Here is a 16,233-nt window from a genome sequence, read left to right as displayed (position 1 = left end):
CGTCCGTACCCCGGAACGTCAGTTGAAGAGGCGGGCCAGGTCCACCCGGGACCTGATGCCGAGCTTGCGGAAGATTCCGCGGAGATGGTGCTCCACCGTGCGCGGGCTGATGAACATGTGCGCGGCCACCTCGCGGTTGGTCGCGCCCTCCGCGACCAGCCGGGCGATCTGCTGCTGTTGCGCGGTCAGCTCGCCGGTGGACGGGGATTCCGGTCCGCGCTCCCCCGTTCCGAGGGCGCGCAGCTCGGCGCGGGTCTGTCGGACCCACAGCCGTGCGCCGAAGCGCTCGAAGGACTCCTGCGCGTTGTGCAGGTGTTCCCTGGCCCGTCCCGGCAGCCGGGCACGGCGCAGGTAGGCGCCGAAGAGCAGCTGGGTGCGGGCGTGTTCGACGTCGTCGTCGCCACAGGACCGGTGGAAGGCCAGGGCGCTCTCGAAGTGGTCGGCGGCCTCGTCCTGTGCGGCCAGCAGACCGGCGCAGCGTTCGGCCAGGGCCAGGGCCGCGGGCGAGCCGATCGAGTCGGCCCAGCGCCGGTACCCGGCCAGGGAGGTGCGCGCCCAGTCCACCTCACCGATGCGGGTGGCCGCCTCGATGAAGTGCGGCGCGGTGAGCAGCCGCATCGTCGGGTGTCCCTGGCCGGGGCCGGCGTGGACGAGCGAACGCAACCGGAAGAACGCCTCGGCGGCGTTGCCGCGTGACAGTTCCAGGACCGCCAGCGCCCACGAGGCCAGGGCCGCGGCCAGCCCGAGGCTGTTCTCGCCGGCCTGGGAGGCGACGGCGCGCGCCCGGATCCGGCAGGTGTCGATGTCGCCCTGGATCGCCGCGATCATCGCCAGCGACGCCAGGTGCTGGGTGGCCCAGATGGTCTGACCGCTCTCCCGGGACACCCGCAACCCGTGGAGCGCGGTCCCCGCGGCGGACGGGAAGCGCCCGCTCCAGAACTCGGAGAAGACCAGGAACCCCAGTGCGGCGGGGACGGTGGCCCGCTCGCCCGTCTGGCGGGAGAGTTCCACGGCCCGGGTGTTGGCGCGCCGCACGAACAGGCTGTCCGACAGGCGCAGCCCGGCCACGCCGCCCCAGATCAGCTCCGAGGGCCGGTCGACGACCTCCGACAGTCGGACGGCCTCGCGCAGCAGGGGGGTGGAGCCGGGGTAGTCGCCCCGGAAGGAGATGGTGCACCCCTCCAGGAAGGAGGCCGCCATGTGCACCCGGTCGGGATCCTCCGGTCGCACCAGCGGCAGCGCCAGCTCGGCCGCACGCGCGTGGCGGACCGGGTCGCCCGCCAGCGATGCCGAGTCCGACGAGCGGACCAGGGTGCGCAGGGCCAGGAGCCGGTCGTGCGGGATGAGGTCGCGGCCCACCGCGTAGAGCCGTTCCGCGACGTCGATCGCGTTGGAGGAGCGCATGGCGATCTGGGCGTCGACGAGGTCGATCAGGGCGCGCCGCCGGTCGGTGGCGGCCAGCGGCCTGGCTTTGGCGGTGAGCAGTGTCGCGTACTCGGAGCGGCCCGCCATGTACGACTCGTAGGCCGCGCTGTTCAGGCGGCAGGCGCGGACGTCGGGGTCGGGGGTGAGCAGGGCGGCCCGCTCGTGGGCGAGCGCCGCGGCCGTACGTCCCGCGGCGCGCTTGGCCGTCCGGGCGACGGCCTCCACCGCGTCGGCGAGCGCGGCGTCGGGGCCGTCCGCTCCGGCCGCGGTGTGCCGGACGAACCGCACCGGCTCGGTCCCGGGGTCGGACACGGCCGCCAGGGCCCGGTGCGCGGCGCGCCGGGCGGACGCCGGCGCGTCCTGGGCGAACGCACGTCCCACCAGCGGGTCGGCGAAGACGACGGTGTCGTCCTCCACCCGGACCGCCCCGGCCTCCTCCGCGGGCTCCAGGTCGTCCGCCGCCGATCCGTCCACCCCGGCGGCCCGCGCCAGCAGGTGGAGCGGAACGTCCCCGTCCAGGGCCGCCAGCAGCAGCAGGGACCGGGTGCGCTCGGGCAGGCCGCGGTAGGGGGACAGCAGGTCGGCGCGCAACCGCGCGGGCAGCCGCGGTTCCTCGGAGAACGAGTCCTCCGGGGCCGTGGTCCGGTTCTCCAGGTGGCCCAGGAGGACGGCGGGGTTGCCGTGGGCCGCGCGCACCAGGCCGGTGCGCGCCGAGGCCGGCAGCCCGACCGGGGACCGGTCGGTCAGGATGTCGTGGAGTGCCCGTTCGGTCAACGGGGCCAGGTGCTGCTCGGGCACGCCCGGCACCAGGTCGTGGGTGGATCCGGGCTTGACCCGGCCGTCGCGTGCCGCGAACACGATCGCCGTCGCGGTGCCGGACAGCCGGCGGGCCGCGAAGGCGAGGGCGTCCAGGGAGGGGCTGTCCAGCCGTTCCGCGTCGTCGACGCACACCAGCAGGGGGCCGCCGCCGGTGAGCCGGTCCAGCAGGGCGGTCGACAGGGCCAGCCGGTCGCCGACCCGGCCCTGGGCCAGGGCCTCGCCCAGCGGGGCCGGGTGCGGGGACAGCGGGCGCAGCAGGCGTTCGAGCCCGGCCAGGGGGAGGTCGGCCTCGTCGGTGACACCCCCGCAGTGGAGCACGGTGAAATCACCGGCGTCGGCGCGCAGGTGGGCCAACAGGGTGCTCTTGCCGCGGCCCGGGCCGCCGGTGAGGAGCAGGGACGCACCGCGCCGGGCCCTCGCGTCGTCCAGTACGTTGGCGAGGACCCGCAGCTCCGTGTCACGTCCCCGCAGACGGATCGCCCCGGGGTCGGTGTTACCGCCGATCACGTGCCCAGATTCGCACAGCGGCCCCCCGTCGCGGCAGGTGTCCGGGGTCACACTGGTCGTTTCACCGATACCCGCACGGAGTCGCACGCGCGTGGGCACGCGGCGGGCCCGGGCACCCCGGCGGGACCCCGGAGACGCCCGTTCTCCCCTGTTCCACCTGGGATTCCGCGCCCGCAAAAGGTGATGCTGATCACCTCCCGGCCCGCCTTCCGGGGCCGCCCGGCCGCACACCGTGGTTATCAAGCCGTAACGCGGTGGGAACGCGATCCCGCGATTCCGACAAAAAGGACACCAGTGCCGCGGGATAGTTTTTTGTCCTCTCCTGGACACTGTCGCGGCCCGTCCCGCCCGGGATATCAGTGCGGGGACGCACCCGACGGCAGGAGGGAACGACCTCGATGCGGAACCACTCCCTGGTCGCACACGACCCGCGCCCCCGGGTCGCCCCACCCACGTTCGGCGTCGAAGAGGAGTTCTTCGTCGTCGATCCGCGCACCCGCCGCATCCTGTCCCGCGCACCCGAACTACTGGCCCGCACCCGCATGGCCGACCGCCTGTGCGGCGAGTTCAGCCGGGTGCAGGTGGAGGCCAACAGCCCCGTGTGCGACGACGCCGCGGACGCCCGCCGGTTCCTGCGCGCGGCCCGCCGCGAGCTGGCCCGGGCCGCCGACGTCACCGGGCTGGCCGTGGTCGCCTCGGGGACCGCCGTCCTGGGCGACCCCGCCGGTGCCGACATCAGCGACGGCGCCCGCTACGCCGACATCGCCGCCCACTTCGGGGCGCTGCGCGAGTCGCACGTCGTGTGCGGGTGCCACGTGCACGTGGGGGTCCCCGACCGGGAGAACGCGGTGCTCGCCGCCGGGCACCTGCGCCGCTGGCTGCCGTTCCTGATCGCGATGTCGGCGAACTCCCCCTTCCAGAACGGCCGCGACACCGGGCACGCCAGCTGGCGCACCATCGCCTGGAACCGGCTGCCCTCGGCGGGGCCGCCGCCGCACCTGCGCTCCCTGGCCGACCACGAGCGGGCGGTGCGCGCCCTGGCCGACACCGGGGCGATCCTGGACCGGCACATGGTCTATTGGGACGTCCGGCTCTCCGACCACCTGCCCACCCTGGAGATCCGGGTGGGCGACGTGGCCGCCACCGCCGAGGAGGCACTGCTGTTCGCCGCGCTCACCCGGGGCCTGGTCACCCGGGTGCTGGCCGACGTGCGCCGGGGCGCACCCGTCCCCGAGGTCCCCGACCCGCCCCTGCGGGCCGCCATGTGGCGGGCGGCCCGCGACGGGCTGGAGGGCTCCGTCCCCGATCCGCTCACCGGGGAGGCCCTGCCCGCTGCGGTCGCCATGGACCGGCTGCTGGCGGCGGCCCTGCCGGGGCTGCTCGACAACGGCGACGCCGACCTGGCGTCCGACCTGCTGGACCGGCTGCGCCGCCGCGGTTCGGGGGCGGCCCGGCAGCGGGCGGCCCACGACCGCCGGGGACGCTTCACCGACGTCGTGGACCACCTCATCGACCACACCCTGGAGGGGCTATGACCCCCCGTTGCCCAGGTCCGCGGCGGTGGGCGGGTCCGCCCCCTCGCGGGTGACGGTGACGGCCGCGGCCCGGGCGGCGAAGGACAGCATCTCCGCCAGCTCCTGTTCGGTCAGCCCGGCCAGCCGGGCGCGCGGGCCCTCGCCCAGCCGGTCCCGTCCGTCCAGCCAGGCCAGCAGGGCGCCCATGAACGTGTCGCCCGCACCGACCGTGTCCACCACCTCGACCCGGGGCGCGGCCACCTCGGCCCGCACCCCGTGGGCGAGGGCGAAGGCGCCCTGCGCGCCGCGGGTGACCACGACCAGCGAGGGGCCCAGCGCCGCCAGCGCGGCGGCCGCCTTCTCCACGTCCTGGTCCGGGTAGAGGAACGCCAGGTCCTCATCGCTCGCCTTGACCAGGTGGGCCTGTGCCACGTCCCGCAGCGCCAGCGCCCGGGCGGTGTCCGGGTCGCCGATCACACCCGGCCGGATGTTGGGGTCGATGCTGATCGTCACCCGGTCCCGCCCGTGCTCGCGCCGCAGCAACGCCTCGACCGCCCCCGCACCCGGTTCCCGGAACAGCGCCAGGGAGGCGGTGTGCAGGGCGCGCACCCCGGGTTCGAGTTCCCCGGGCAGCTCGCCGGAGCGCCACCGCCAGTCGGCGGCGTCGTCCATCCGGAAGTCGTACACCGCGGACCCGTCCACGCCCAGCCGGGCCAGCGCCAGCGCCGACGGCTCCTCGGCGGCCAGCAGCCCGTCCGGGTCCAGGCCCTCCACCGCCAGCCGGTGCCGGATCGTCCGTCCGAACCCGTCGGAGCCGATCCGGGACAGGAACCGGGTCGGCACCCCCAGCCGGCGCGCGGCGACGGCCGTGTTGGCCGGGCCCCCGCCCGGGGCGGCCCGCAGCAGCCCCGGCTCGCCCGGCACCGGCAGCAGGTCCATGACGTTCTCGCCGACCACCACCAGGTGCGGTGCCGCGTGCTCGCGCACCGCCGCCGCCAGGGACACCGACAGCGGCAGCTGCGGCAGCAGGGTCGCCTGGTAGGCGTGGTACACGTCCGGTTTGCCGGCCCACACCGTGGCCGCGGGCCGGTTCTGCGGGTCCAGCTCGTGGTGCCAGCTGCCGTGCTCGAAGTCCAGGTGGTACCGCTGGGCGTAGTCCCACCACTGCTCGTAGTACTCCAGTAGGACCGGGTCCTTGGTGTGCAGGGCCAGCGCCCACGCCGCCATGGTCGCCTCGGCCGCCACCCAGTGCATGCGCTCGCGCACCACCGGCCGGTCGTCCCAGTCCAGGGTGTAGACGAAACCCTCGGCGCCGTCAACGTTCCAGCCGCGTTCGACCGCGTGGGAGAACAGGGCCCGCGCGTCCGTGCGCAGCCACGCGGGGGCGGGCTCGCCCGCCCGGTTCAGGGCGATCTCCAGGTGCACCAGCAGGCGCGCCCACTCCAGCAGGTGGCCGGTGGTGCTCCCGAACGGCCGGAACGGGTGGTCGGGCCGGTCCCGGTTGTAGTCCGGCAGGGGCTTCCAGTCGGCGGTGAAGTGCTCGGGCAGCCGCCAGTCGTGGTCGGCCGCCACCCCGTGGACGAGGCGCTCGGCGATGGCCAGTGCCCGGCGGGTCCACACGGCGTCGCCGGTGGCGTCGGCGGCGGCCAGGAACGCCTCGACCGCGTGCATGTTGCTGTTGGCGCCGCGGTAGTCCTCGGTCTCGGTCCAGTCCGCGTCCCAGCTCTCCAGCAGGGCCCCCGCGGACTCGTCCCAGAACCGCTCCTCGATCACGGCCAGTGCCTCGTCCAGCAGCTCCCGCGCACCGGGGCGGCCCGCGACGGTCGCCGAGGCCGCGGCCAGCGCGACGAAGGTGTGCGGGTAGGCGGACTTACGCCCATGGGAGCGCTCCCGGGGCACCACGTCGAACCATCCGCCCTGTTCACGGTCGCGCAGCGGACCCCGCGCCAGCGCCCGGACCCCGTGGTCGGCCGACTCGGCGGCGGCCGCGTCGCCGCGCAGGTGGGCCAGGGAGAACACGTGCGTCATGCGCGCGCTGATCCAGGTCTCCACCGGCCGGTCCGGCTCCACCCGGCCCCGCGCGTCCAGGGCGCCGAATCCGTCCGCCACCGCCGAGACGGCGGCGAACCCGCGCAGGCGCGCCTCCTCCTGCCTCAACCGAACGGGGTCGCCCGGGGGCCGCTGCATCACAGTCACATTCCCTCGCCTCTTCCAACGCCCGCACCCAGGGGCGGGCGACCGACATGGACTCAGGACAACGTTGACACAACCACCGGGCGGAGGTCACCCCGTCCCCCTCCTTAACGGCCCCTGACCAGTGGCCCCTACCCGGCACCGGCGGCGAGGTGGGCGTTCCGCAGATGCCCCAGATCCGCCGAACGGCAGGTCCACCTGATGTGCTCGGCCACCGACACCGGGTCGTCCGCCATCGGGATGTGGCCGCTGCCGACCAGGGAGACCATGCGCGCGGTGGGCACCCGGAGGTGTGCGTGCTCGGCGCTGGACGGCAACAGGGTGCGGTCGCGGTCGCCCCAGGCGATGGTGACGGGGCAGTCGATCGGCCGGGACACGAAGTCGTACTCGGCGATGCGCGGGATCATCCGGATGAACGGCGAACCCTCCTGGAGCCCGCGGACGCTGAAGTGCGTGGCCTTGGCCTGCGGGGTGGACGGGTCGCCGCGCAGGACGGTCCGGGCCAGGGCGCGGGCCGGGCGCGTGCTCGCCAGCCTCTCCTTGACCGGCATGGGCACGCGGGTGGCCAGATGGGCGAAGGCGCCCACCGTGCGCAGCCCCCAGCGGCCCAGGAGATCGGAGAACCCGGCGGGCGAGAACACCGTCACCGAGCCGGCGACCCCCCGGACACCGAGTTCGAGCGAGATGGACCCGCCCAGCGAGTTTCCCGCGATGTGGGGGCGCTCCAGTCCGTGGAACCGGCAGAACGCCTCCACCGCGTCGGTCATCGAGATGACGTCGTAGGGCTCGTCCGCAGGCGGCGCCGGGGTGCGCCCGAACCCCGGCAGGTCAATGCAGAAGACGCGGTAGTCCCCCACCAGGCGGGGCAGGACCGCGCTCCAGCTCTGGCGGCGGTCGCCCAGGCCGTGGAGGAGGACCAGCGGGCGGCCGGTCCCCCGTCGTTCGAAGGCGATGCGTGTCGGATCCATGCGGCTCTGTTTACCCCGAGGCGACGGGACACCCCCGGGTCCGTGGACGGATTCTGAACGGAATCTGTCGTTTTCACACCCGCTTCTCACCCTGCGGCTACGCCGGGCGACGCTCCGGTGACCGGGTGAGAACGACACCGGCGACGACCATCAGCAGTCCGAGCAGCGGGCCCAGGCCCAACCCCAGGCCGGTCACCGTCAGGGTGAGCAGGCCGCCGCCGGTCAGGGCCGCGGCCGCCAGCACCTGGATCAGACCGGGCGAGCCGGACAGCGTCTTGGGCGGGTTCTCGAACCGCACCGCCCAGTGGGCCAGCGGCAGGACCAGCGGTACCACGACCACCAGGCCCAGGACGCCCCACACGATCCACAGCCAGGTCATCGGCTCCGGGGTGTCGATCCCCAGGCCGAACACCACGACCCCGGCGACCACGCTCATCGGCAGCATGTGCCACAGGTAGACCGTCATCAGCTGCGGGCAGATCCGGTCCAGCAGGCGCGCGGGGCCGGGTTTGTCGGCCCAGGCGCCGATCGCCTCGCGGGCCAGCAGCGCCACGCCGATCTGGAGCGCGCCCAGGGCCTCCAGCACCAGCGTCGGCGGGGACACGTTGGAGGTCTCGGCGGCGAACACACCCGTCATGTTCAGCGAGTACGGGCCGAACGTCACCAGGGTGAGCGCGGTCAGCGCGCCCGCGCCGGCCAGCAGCGCGGCGTGGATCCGGCGGACGCGGCCGGTCACGTAGAGGAAGCCCAACTGGTGGACGGCCAACCAGACGAACGCGACGTTGAGGTAGCCCGGCCACTCGGCACCGGTGCCGAACCGGATCACGTCCACGGTCACCGAACCGGCGGCCAGTCCCGCCAGGGTCCACCAGCCGAAGCGCTCCTGGGCCCGGACCAGGACCGGGGTGCAGACCACCACCAGCACGTACACCGCCAGGAACCACAGCACCATGCCCGCGGCCCCCGCGCCCACGAGCACCGGCTGCGCGGGGGCACCGCCCAGCACCAGCACGTGGGAGACCACGATCCACAGCACCGCCAGGGGCACCACCGGCCAGGCGAGTCGGCGCAACCGCTTGGCGTACCAGGTGGCGGCGGGGACGCCCCGGCCCGAGGCGGCCCGCCAGCTGATGAGGTTCGCGGCGCCGCCGACGAAGAAGATCAGCGGCATGACCTGGGAGACCCAGGTGAGGGCGAAGCCGCCCTCGGTGGTCAGCACGCTCCCGGCGTCGAGCATGCCCTGGTTCTGCGCCAGGACGGGGAGCCACCAGTGCTGGGCCACGACCAGCACCATGACCAGCAGGCGGAGGACGTCGAGGAAGCGGTCCCGGCCGGCGGCCGGGGCGCTGTGCGACTCGACGCCCGTGAGGGTCCGGGCCGTCGGCGGGGTCGGCGGGCCCTCGGGGCCTGCGGTCACGGTCATCCGATCACTCCTTGCATCTTCCTGCCGGTGTGCCCGGACACGCGGGTGTCCACGGGAGGGCCGCACCGACCGGTTTCGGGGGGAGGACGCGCACACTCGCGCCCCGTCGAAGGGATCACGCCCGAGCGGGGGGTCTGCCACCGGACCGGGCGCTTCGTATTCCACGACCTTAGGTGTGATCTACCGGTGATCGCGATGGATCTGACGCCTCTTTACCGGGGGCGGTTCATCCGCCCCCGAATGGTGGTGCGTGCACCACCACGGCCGGGGTCCCCGCCCCCGTGACATCAGGGGGCGGTGGGCAGGGCCCGCTTGTGCGCGGTGGCACGGTAGCGGTCCACCAGGGCGGTCTCCACCTCCACGGGGACGGGCCGGCCCTCCAGGAAGTCGTCGATCTGCTCGTAGGTGAGGCCCAGGGCCTCCTCGTCCGGCTTCTGCGGGGCGAGCGACTCCAGGTCCGCCGTGGGGACCTTGCGCACCAGGTCGTCGGGGGCGCCCAGGGCGGCGGCCACGGCCCGCACCCGGCGTTTGGTGAGCCCGGTCAGCGGGACGATGTCCACGCCGCCGTCGCCGTACTTGGTGAAGAACCCGGTGACGGCCTCGGCCGCGTGGTCGGTGCCGACCACCAGGCCGCGCAGGCCGCCGGCGACCGCGTACTGGGCGATCATGCGCTGGCGGGCCTTGGCGTTGCCGATGACGAAGTCCTCGGTGCCCTCGTCGGGGTAGACCATCCCGCCCTCGCGCAGTGCCGCCGCCATGGCCTCGGTGGCCGGGCGGATGTCGACGGTGAGGAGCCGGTCGGGTTCGGTGAACGCGGCGGCGCGGGCGGCGTCGTCCTCGTCCTTCTGCTCGCCGTGGGGCAGGCGCATCGCGATGTACTCGGCGTCACCGCCCGCGGCGCGGACCCGGTCGACCGCCAGCCGGCAGAGCCGCCCCGCGGTGAGGGAGTCGACGCCCCCGCTGATCCCCAGGACCAGCGCGGTGGTCCCGGTGGTGGTCAGGCGCTCGGCGAGGAAGGCGACGCGGCGCTCGATCTCGGCGTGCACGTCGAATTCCGCGGCGACCTCCAGGTCGCGGATGATCTCTCGGCGGTCCCGGCCGGGCTCCGTGTCGGTCACGTGGTGTCCCCCTGGGGATGCGGTTCGGCTGTTGGCCGATTATCACCTGTCCGCAACACCGGATGTGACATCGGCGACCTGTTCGTCCGTTTTCGGGCCGCCGTGCAGTCTGCGGGCGAACCGCTCGTAATCCACGACCAGGCCGGCCCCGTCGACCGTCAGCCGGTACTCGCCGTGCAGCGGGTCGCGGTAGGTGTACACCTCCAGGCCGTCCTCGGCCGGGTGGCGGGTGTAGCGCTGGCGCACCCGGCGCACCCGCAGGGACGGAACGTCGATCCAGGCCACCGCGATGTCGCGGTACTCCCCCGGGCGCAGGCCCAGGCGGCGGATCGGCAGGGTGTTGGTGAGCGGTGTGGCGGCGACGTCCGCGTCCAGGCAGCCCACCAGCTCCGGCAGGGGGCGGCCCTCGGCGTCGGCCCAGTGGCCGCCCTGGGCGGTGAGGAGCACCGAGGACGGCCCGCGCGCGGAGATCACCTCCACCTTCACCTCCCGGGTGGTCCAGGCGAGGTCGGCGCGGACGCCGAAGCGCACGAAGTAACCGGCGCCGTCGTCGTTCACGACGGTCTCCCCGGCCTCCAGGCGGTAGCCGTCGGGTGCGGGAAGGAGGGCGCCCAGCCCGAGCCCCTCCGGGACGTCGGTGCGGGCCCAGGCGGCCGGGTGTTCCGTCGGTGACGACATGTCACCGTTCTACCGTTCCGGGACCATGGGCGCCAAGCCCGCACAGGGCCCGTATCACCGCGGTGATACGGGCCCTGTGCCTGTTTCCGGGGGTCCGTCAGACCGCGGCCTCCTCGGTGGCGACCGAACCGCCGCCCTTGCCGGAGCGGACCTCGGCTTCGACCCGGTCGAAGTCGGCGGCCATCTGGTCGCTGACCTTGGCCAGGCCGTTGAACACGAAGATCGCAACGAAGCTCAGGATCGCGGCCGGGACCATCGCGTACAGGCCGGTGTTGAACACGGCCTTGTCCAGGATGTCCCACAGGATCGCGGTGGCGGCGCCGGCGATCATGCCCGCCAGCGCACCGGCCCAGGTCATCCGCTTCCAGAACACCGACACCAGCAGGATCGGACCGAACCCGGCGCCGAACCCGGCCCAGGCGTAACCCACCAGGCCCATGACCGACTGGTTGCCCCACAGGGCGATACCCGCCGCGCCCAGGGCGACGGCGACCACCGCGCCCCGGCTGATCCACAGCAGGGTCTTGGGGTCGGCGTCGCGGTCGACGAAAGCCTTGTAGCCGTCCTCGGTCAGCGCGGAGGAGGCCACCAGCAGCTGGGAGTCGGCGGTGCTCATGACCGCGGCCAGGATGGCGGCCAGCAGCAGTCCGGCGACCAGCGGGTGGGACAGGGACTCGATCAGGAGCGGGAACACCTGCTCGGGGTTGGTCAGCGGGGTGTCGAAGTAGGCGATGCCGATGAACCCGACCAGGACGGCCAGGAACATGGCGGTGACCGCCCAGGTGACGCTGATGGTGGCGGCGGCCGGGATGTCCTTGACCGAGCGGATGCCCATGTAGCGGGCCAGGATGTGGGGCTGGCCGAAGTAGCCCAGACCCCAGGCCAGACCGGAGATGATGACGACCGTTCCCAGGGCCTCGGTGGGCATCCACGCCCCGATCTCGCCGTCCAGGGAGGTGCCGCCCACCGCGGAGAGCAGGCCGTCGCTCTTGGCGGCCACGCCCTCGGTCAGACCGCCGAAGCCGCCCAGGGCGGTGATGGCCAGCACCGGGACGACGATGAGGGCCAGCCACATCATGGCCGCCTGCACGACGTCGGTGTAGGAGACCGCGAGGAACCCGCCCAGAACGGTGTACAGCACGACGATGCCCACGCCGATGGCGATCGCCGGGGCCGGGTCCAGGCCGAAGACCTGGTCGAACAGGGCGGACATGGCCACCAGGCCGGAGGCCACGTAGAAGAAGTAGAAGACGATGATGAGCAGCGACGACACACCGCGCAGTAGGCGGGTGGGGTCGTTGAACCGGTTCTCCAGGAAGGAGGACAGGGTCAGCGAGTCGGAGTCGCCGCCCGTGCGGGCATCGGTCACCCGCTCGGTGTAGACGCGCAGGCGCGGGGCCAGCAGGATCCAGCTGCCGGCGAAGCCGCAGGCCAGGCCGACGGCGATCCAGGCCTCGCCCAGGCCGGAGACGTAGATGGCGCCGGGCAGGCCCAGCAGCAGCCAGCCGCTGAAGTCGCTGGCGTTCGCGCTGAGGCCCGCGACCCAGGGGTTGAGCTGGCGGCCGCCCAGGACGAAGTCGGACTGGGAGACGGTGCGCCGGTAGGCCCACAGGCCGATGGCGACCATCGCGATGAGGTAGACGATGAAGGTGCCGATCGACCAGAGCATGGACTCGGTCATGCCCATCCTCCTTCCTATAGGGCGCGCAATGTGAATCTCACGCGCTTCTTACATGCACTGTCCGGGATCATCACCTTTTGTTTCCCGGGTCACAACACTCGGGCTCGGAAAAACACCACTTCGAGACCTCATCGAGTCTTTGACCAGGCAGGATTGTCCGCTGCTCCATGCGCGGGGGTATGCATTCGTCCGCTGGGACAAATGAACCGAACGGAGTTCGATCCCCGGTCCGCGCCGCCCGCCGCCCACAGGCCGTGAGCGAGTATCGACATCGCCGGAACCGCCGCCTAGCCTGGAATCAGGGCGGGATCGACCGGCCGTCCCCGCGCCCGCCCCGCGACGACCCCCGTTCCCGTCCGAGAGTCGAGGACGAACGGCCTTCCCGAGCCGCCGTACAGAAAGCGGGAGGACCATGACGAGCGGAACCGGCCAGACCGGCGGGCGCCGCCGCGGCGACCATCCACCGGTGATGGGCGGCGTCCCCCCCGCCGATCCCGACTTCACCGGCCGCGAGGCGATCCTCGAACAGATCCACGAGGCCCTGCACCGGAACGGGGCCGCCCGCTACCTCATCGAGGGCGGCAGCGGTGTGGGCAAGAGCCTCATCGCCGGCCAGTACGCGCACCGGTACGCCGACCACTACGACCTGATCTGGTGGGTGCCCGCCACCACCGACATCGACGCCAACGGCTCCTACCTGCGCCTGGCCGAGCAGATCGGCCTGGACGCCTCCTACGACCACATCGCCCGCACCGTCCGGGACGTGCGCCGGGCCCTGGCCCACGACCCCGCGATCGGGTCCTGGCTGCTGGTGTTCGACGGCGCCACCGACCTGGAGACCCTGGCCGCCGACTACATGCCCGAGGGCGGCGGCCGCATCCTCATCACCGGCCGGGACCACCGCCGTCCGCACCGCAGCGCACCGGGCCTCGTCGACGGCCGCGTCGTCCCCCGGCTCGACACCGCCGAGAGCCTGTCCCTGCTGCGCAGGCTGTGCCCCGAGCGGCTGGAACCGATCGGCACCGGGGAGCGCCTGGCCGAGCACCTGGAGCACCTGCCGCTGGCCCTGGCCCAGGTCGGCGCGTTCCTACGGGAGTCGTCGCTGGGCACCGAGGAGTTCCTGGAACGCTTCGAGGAGCGGTACACGGACAAGGTCACCCGGATGGGCACCGACGACGAGCACACCGCCCCGCTGGCGGCGGCCTGGGAGATCCAGGCCGGGGAACTGCTCGCCGGGGACGCGACCGGGCGGGCGGTCGTCGAGCTGGTGCGGCTGTGCGCGTTCCTGGCCCCGCTGCCGCTGTCCCGGTCGTTCTTCGCCCGTGCCCGCGACCTGGACGCCGCCCCGGAGCAGGCGGGGCTGTTCGGCGACGAGGCCCGGCTGGACCGGGTGCTGGAGTTCATGCGGCGGCGGCGACTCGCCTCCGTGCGGCCCGACACCTTCCACCTGCACGAACTGTTCCAGGAGGTCATCCGCGACTCGATGCCCCTGGTGGAGAAGGTGCGCTACCGCGACCTGGCCCGCCGGCTGCTGGCCCACAACGACCCCGGAGACCCCACCGATCCCGCGCACCGCGACCACTACCTGCTGATGCACGCCCACGTGAAGGCCTCCCAGGCCTGGTCCGGGCGCGATCCCCGGGTGCGCGCCCTGGTCCTCAACGTGATCGACTTCCTCACCGAGATCGGCGAGTACGCCAAGGCGGTCGGTGTCGCCGACCAGGCCGTCAACGCCTGGGGGGACGACCCCGTCCAGCTGCTGCACGCGCGGTTGCGGCGCAACATGATCCGCCGCCTGCACAGCGAGTACACCACCGCCCTGGCCGAGGCGCGCGACATCCACTCCGGCGAGGTGGCCCGCGGCGGACCCGACTCCGACGAGGCGCTGGAGGCGCTGCGGGCGATCGCCATCGCCCTGAGCGGACTGGCCAGGTTCGACGAGGCCGAGCGGCTCTTCCGGTGGATCCTCGACCACCGCCGCGACCGGGCGCCCGCCGGACCGGCCGCCCTGGAGGCGGCGCACGACTACTCCCAGGTGCTGTTGGAGCAGGGGAGGTTCACCGAGGCACTGGAGGTGTCCGAGCAGAACCTGCGCGAGCGCGCCGCCCTGCTGGGTCCGGACAGCATCTCCACCCTGCGCACCGACCTCAACCTGGGGCTGACCCTGGTGTTCCTGGGCCGCTGGGAGGAGGCGCGCGACCGGCTGGAGGACTGCATGGCGCGGTTCGCGGCGCAGTCGGCCTCCGACACCCCGCACGCGCTCCAGGGACTGCTGCTCCTGGCCGCCGTGTACCGCGGGCTGGGCGACACCGGGGCCGCGCTGGAGCACTCCACCCGAGCGCTGGCCCTGTACCGGCGGCGCTACCCGCCGACGGTGCGCCAGACGCTACACGGCAGGGTCGTGCACATGGTGACCCTGGCCCTCGCGGGCCGGGGCCGGGAGGCGGCCGCCGAGGTGCGGCTGCTGCTGCCGTCCACCGACGAGCGGTTCCCCGCCGACCACCCGTTCCCGGCCTGGGCCAGGGTGGGCGCGGGCATCGCCCTGCGCTCCCAGGGGGCGTTCGCCGCCGCGGCCGACCTGGACCGCGCGGCCCTGGAGCGGCTGCGGACGCTCTACGGCGCGGGGTCGTTCAACACCCTGGCCGCGGCGCTCAACCTGGCGACGGACCTGTACGGCCTGGAGCGGTTCGAGGACGCACTCGCCCTGGACACCCTGACCGAGGCCGACTGCCTGGCCCTCCTGGACCCGGACCACCCGATCATGCTGACCGCGCGCCGCAACCGCCTGGTGAGCCGCCAGGCACTGGGCGAGGACGTCAAAGAGGAGTGGACGGACCTGTACCGGCTGTTCCTGTCCCGATACGGATCCGCCCACCCCGCCACAGCGTCGATGTCCTCCTACACGCGGCAGGACTGCGACGTCCCGCCGGTCGTCGCGGTGTAGTCGCGGTGCAGGAGGGAACGAGGGAGGGCCGTCAGATCTTGGCGGTCGCCAGGAAGGTGGTCCATTCGTCGTTCTTGAAGCCGAGCTGTGCGAGGTCCGGGTTGACCGAGTCCCGGAAGTGCGATTCCCCGGATTCCAGGTTCAGCACCTCACAGCACGCGCCGACATCATAGGAATAACGGGACTTCCGCCATTCACCGAAGAACACCGGTCCGTTTTCCGAACGACTGACCATTATCCGTCCACTCTGACTGATATAGCCATACTGGCCAATGAAAACTTATGCACCCAACACCGAAGCAGGCAAAAAGCAGACAAATAGCGATACAAGCCACTCGAACCCGAGTGGCTTGTGTTCATATCGGAGCCTGCCCGCGCGATCCCGGCGCCGGACGCAGCGAACAACTCTTTGTTCCATAGGAAACACACGACACGCAAGCAACACCAGGAGAAGAGGAGATCGCTTTTCTGTAACGCTGTGCGTGGTATGCCGCCCCTCGAAAGAGGGCGTGAAAAACGAGGGTGTTTCATGTCCGGATGTCTTTTTATACATCCGCTGATTAGCTTCTATGCACCGCTCCGGGTGGGACCCGGGCCCGGATACGACAGCGGCCCGGGTCGCGCGCCTCGACCCGGACCACCGGAGCGGGGAGGACGGCCTCCCCTTGGAGAAAAGGTACTGCCCGAACCGTCCGAGGGGGGAGATTCGCGCCCTTCCGACACGCCTTGTTCACCGCCGTACCGGCGGCCGCCGCGCCGGATGGTGTCCCGCCGGGTGGTGTACTTTTCCGGCCCCGTTCCCACGGATACGCGGCGCCGGCCGGACCGGCGCGCCGTCGCCTGCGGCGACGCCTCCACCCGGGTCACCGTGCCGACAGGGCGCGATGACCGTCCAACACCGGCCGACCATCGCGATGGCCCGCAAGGACGCACCCGCGCGAAAGCCACACCACGTCAGGGGAC

10 protein-coding genes and 1 pseudogene are annotated in these 16,233 nt (G+C 72.9%); 2 read left to right on the top strand and 9 right to left on the bottom strand.

The features are described 5' to 3' along the window. Positions 1–18 precede the first annotated feature (18 nt). Positions 19–2,751, bottom strand: coding sequence for a LuxR family transcriptional regulator (locus QJS33_RS04570; protein WP_306366577.1), 2,733 nt, complete (start codon positions 2,749–2,751; stop codon positions 19–21). A gap of 398 nt (positions 2,752–3,149) precedes the next feature. On the opposite strand from QJS33_RS04570, the gene QJS33_RS04565 reads away from it, so the two are divergent. Next, positions 3,150–4,286 carry a glutamate--cysteine ligase gene (locus QJS33_RS04565; protein ID WP_306366576.1) on the top strand — a complete coding sequence of 379 codons (1,137 nt, stop codon included), beginning with the start codon at positions 3,150–3,152 and terminating at the stop codon, positions 4,284–4,286. Here the strand turns inward: QJS33_RS04565 and QJS33_RS04560 are convergent. The 7 genes and pseudogenes from QJS33_RS04560 to putP form a co-directional block, all read right to left on the bottom strand. Next, positions 4,281–5,204: a carbohydrate kinase gene (locus tag QJS33_RS04560; RefSeq protein ID WP_306366626.1), complete on the bottom strand. Its 924-nt coding sequence runs from the start codon at positions 5,202–5,204 to the stop codon at positions 4,281–4,283. The genes QJS33_RS04565 and QJS33_RS04560 overlap by 6 nt on opposite strands. 45 nt (positions 5,205–5,249) lie before the next feature. After that, positions 5,250–6,452, bottom strand: a pseudogene (locus QJS33_RS04555) (AGE family epimerase/isomerase); the annotation flags it as partial. Between the two features lie 137 nt (positions 6,453–6,589). Continuing rightward, on the bottom strand, positions 6,590–7,426 hold the full coding sequence (locus QJS33_RS04550; protein WP_306366575.1) for an alpha/beta fold hydrolase: 837 nt from the start codon (positions 7,424–7,426) through the stop codon (positions 6,590–6,592). Positions 7,427–7,523: 97 nt separating this feature from the next. Beyond that, positions 7,524–8,849, bottom strand: a complete 1,326-nt coding sequence (locus QJS33_RS04545) for an acyltransferase (protein WP_306366574.1) — start codon at positions 8,847–8,849, stop codon at positions 7,524–7,526. A 287-nt stretch (positions 8,850–9,136) separates the two neighbouring features. After that, positions 9,137–9,967 carry an ammonia-dependent NAD(+) synthetase gene (nadE, locus tag QJS33_RS04540; RefSeq protein ID WP_306366573.1) on the bottom strand — a complete coding sequence of 277 codons (831 nt, stop codon included), beginning with the start codon at positions 9,965–9,967 and terminating at the stop codon, positions 9,137–9,139. Positions 9,968–10,009: 42 nt separating this feature from the next. After that, entirely contained in the window at positions 10,010–10,645 is a 636-nt protein-coding gene (locus tag QJS33_RS04535) for a putative glycolipid-binding domain-containing protein (protein ID WP_306366572.1), read from the bottom strand. Positions 10,646–10,742: 97 nt separating this feature from the next. Next, positions 10,743–12,326: a sodium/proline symporter PutP gene (putP, locus tag QJS33_RS04530; protein ID WP_306366571.1), complete on the bottom strand. Its 1,584-nt coding sequence runs from the start codon at positions 12,324–12,326 to the stop codon at positions 10,743–10,745. 412 nt (positions 12,327–12,738) lie between these two features. Here putP and fxsT point away from each other — a divergent pair, with 412 nt between their 5' ends. After that, a complete protein-coding gene (fxsT, locus tag QJS33_RS04525) occupies positions 12,739–15,270 on the top strand; it encodes an FxSxx-COOH system tetratricopeptide repeat protein (RefSeq protein WP_306366570.1) in 2,532 nt (843 codons plus the stop codon). Positions 15,271–15,301: 31 nt separating this feature from the next. On the opposite strand, the gene QJS33_RS04520 is transcribed toward fxsT, so the two are convergent. Beyond that, the gene (locus QJS33_RS04520) at positions 15,302–15,478 is read right to left on the bottom strand and encodes a DUF397 domain-containing protein (protein WP_306366569.1); all 177 of its coding nucleotides are present in this window, start codon (positions 15,476–15,478) and stop codon (positions 15,302–15,304) included. Positions 15,479–16,233 lie beyond the last annotated feature (755 nt).

It is taken from the genome of Nocardiopsis sp. CC223A (genome assembly GCF_030766825.1).
Classification (GTDB): Bacteria; Actinomycetota; Actinomycetes; order Streptosporangiales; family Streptosporangiaceae; genus Nocardiopsis.
Note: the sequence above shows the minus strand (reverse complement) of the source record. Positions and strands in the feature narration are given on the sequence as shown.

Coding starts and splice junctions, on each gene's coding strand:
- QJS33_RS04565 (WP_306366576.1), top strand. CDS start 3,150: ATGCGGAACCACTCCCTGGTCGCACACGACCCGCGCCCCCGGGTCGCC.
- QJS33_RS04560 (WP_306366626.1), bottom strand. CDS start 5,204: ATGGACCTGCTGCCGGTGCCGGGCGAGCCGGGGCTGCTGCGGGCCGCC.
- QJS33_RS04550 (WP_306366575.1), bottom strand. CDS start 7,426: ATGGATCCGACACGCATCGCCTTCGAACGACGGGGGACCGGCCGCCCG.
- QJS33_RS04545 (WP_306366574.1), bottom strand. CDS start 8,849: ATGACCGTGACCGCAGGCCCCGAGGGCCCGCCGACCCCGCCGACGGCC.
- QJS33_RS04535 (WP_306366572.1), bottom strand. CDS start 10,645: ATGTCGTCACCGACGGAACACCCGGCCGCCTGGGCCCGCACCGACGTC.
- putP (WP_306366571.1), bottom strand. CDS start 12,326: ATGACCGAGTCCATGCTCTGGTCGATCGGCACCTTCATCGTCTACCTC.
- fxsT (WP_306366570.1), top strand. CDS start 12,739: ATGACGAGCGGAACCGGCCAGACCGGCGGGCGCCGCCGCGGCGACCAT.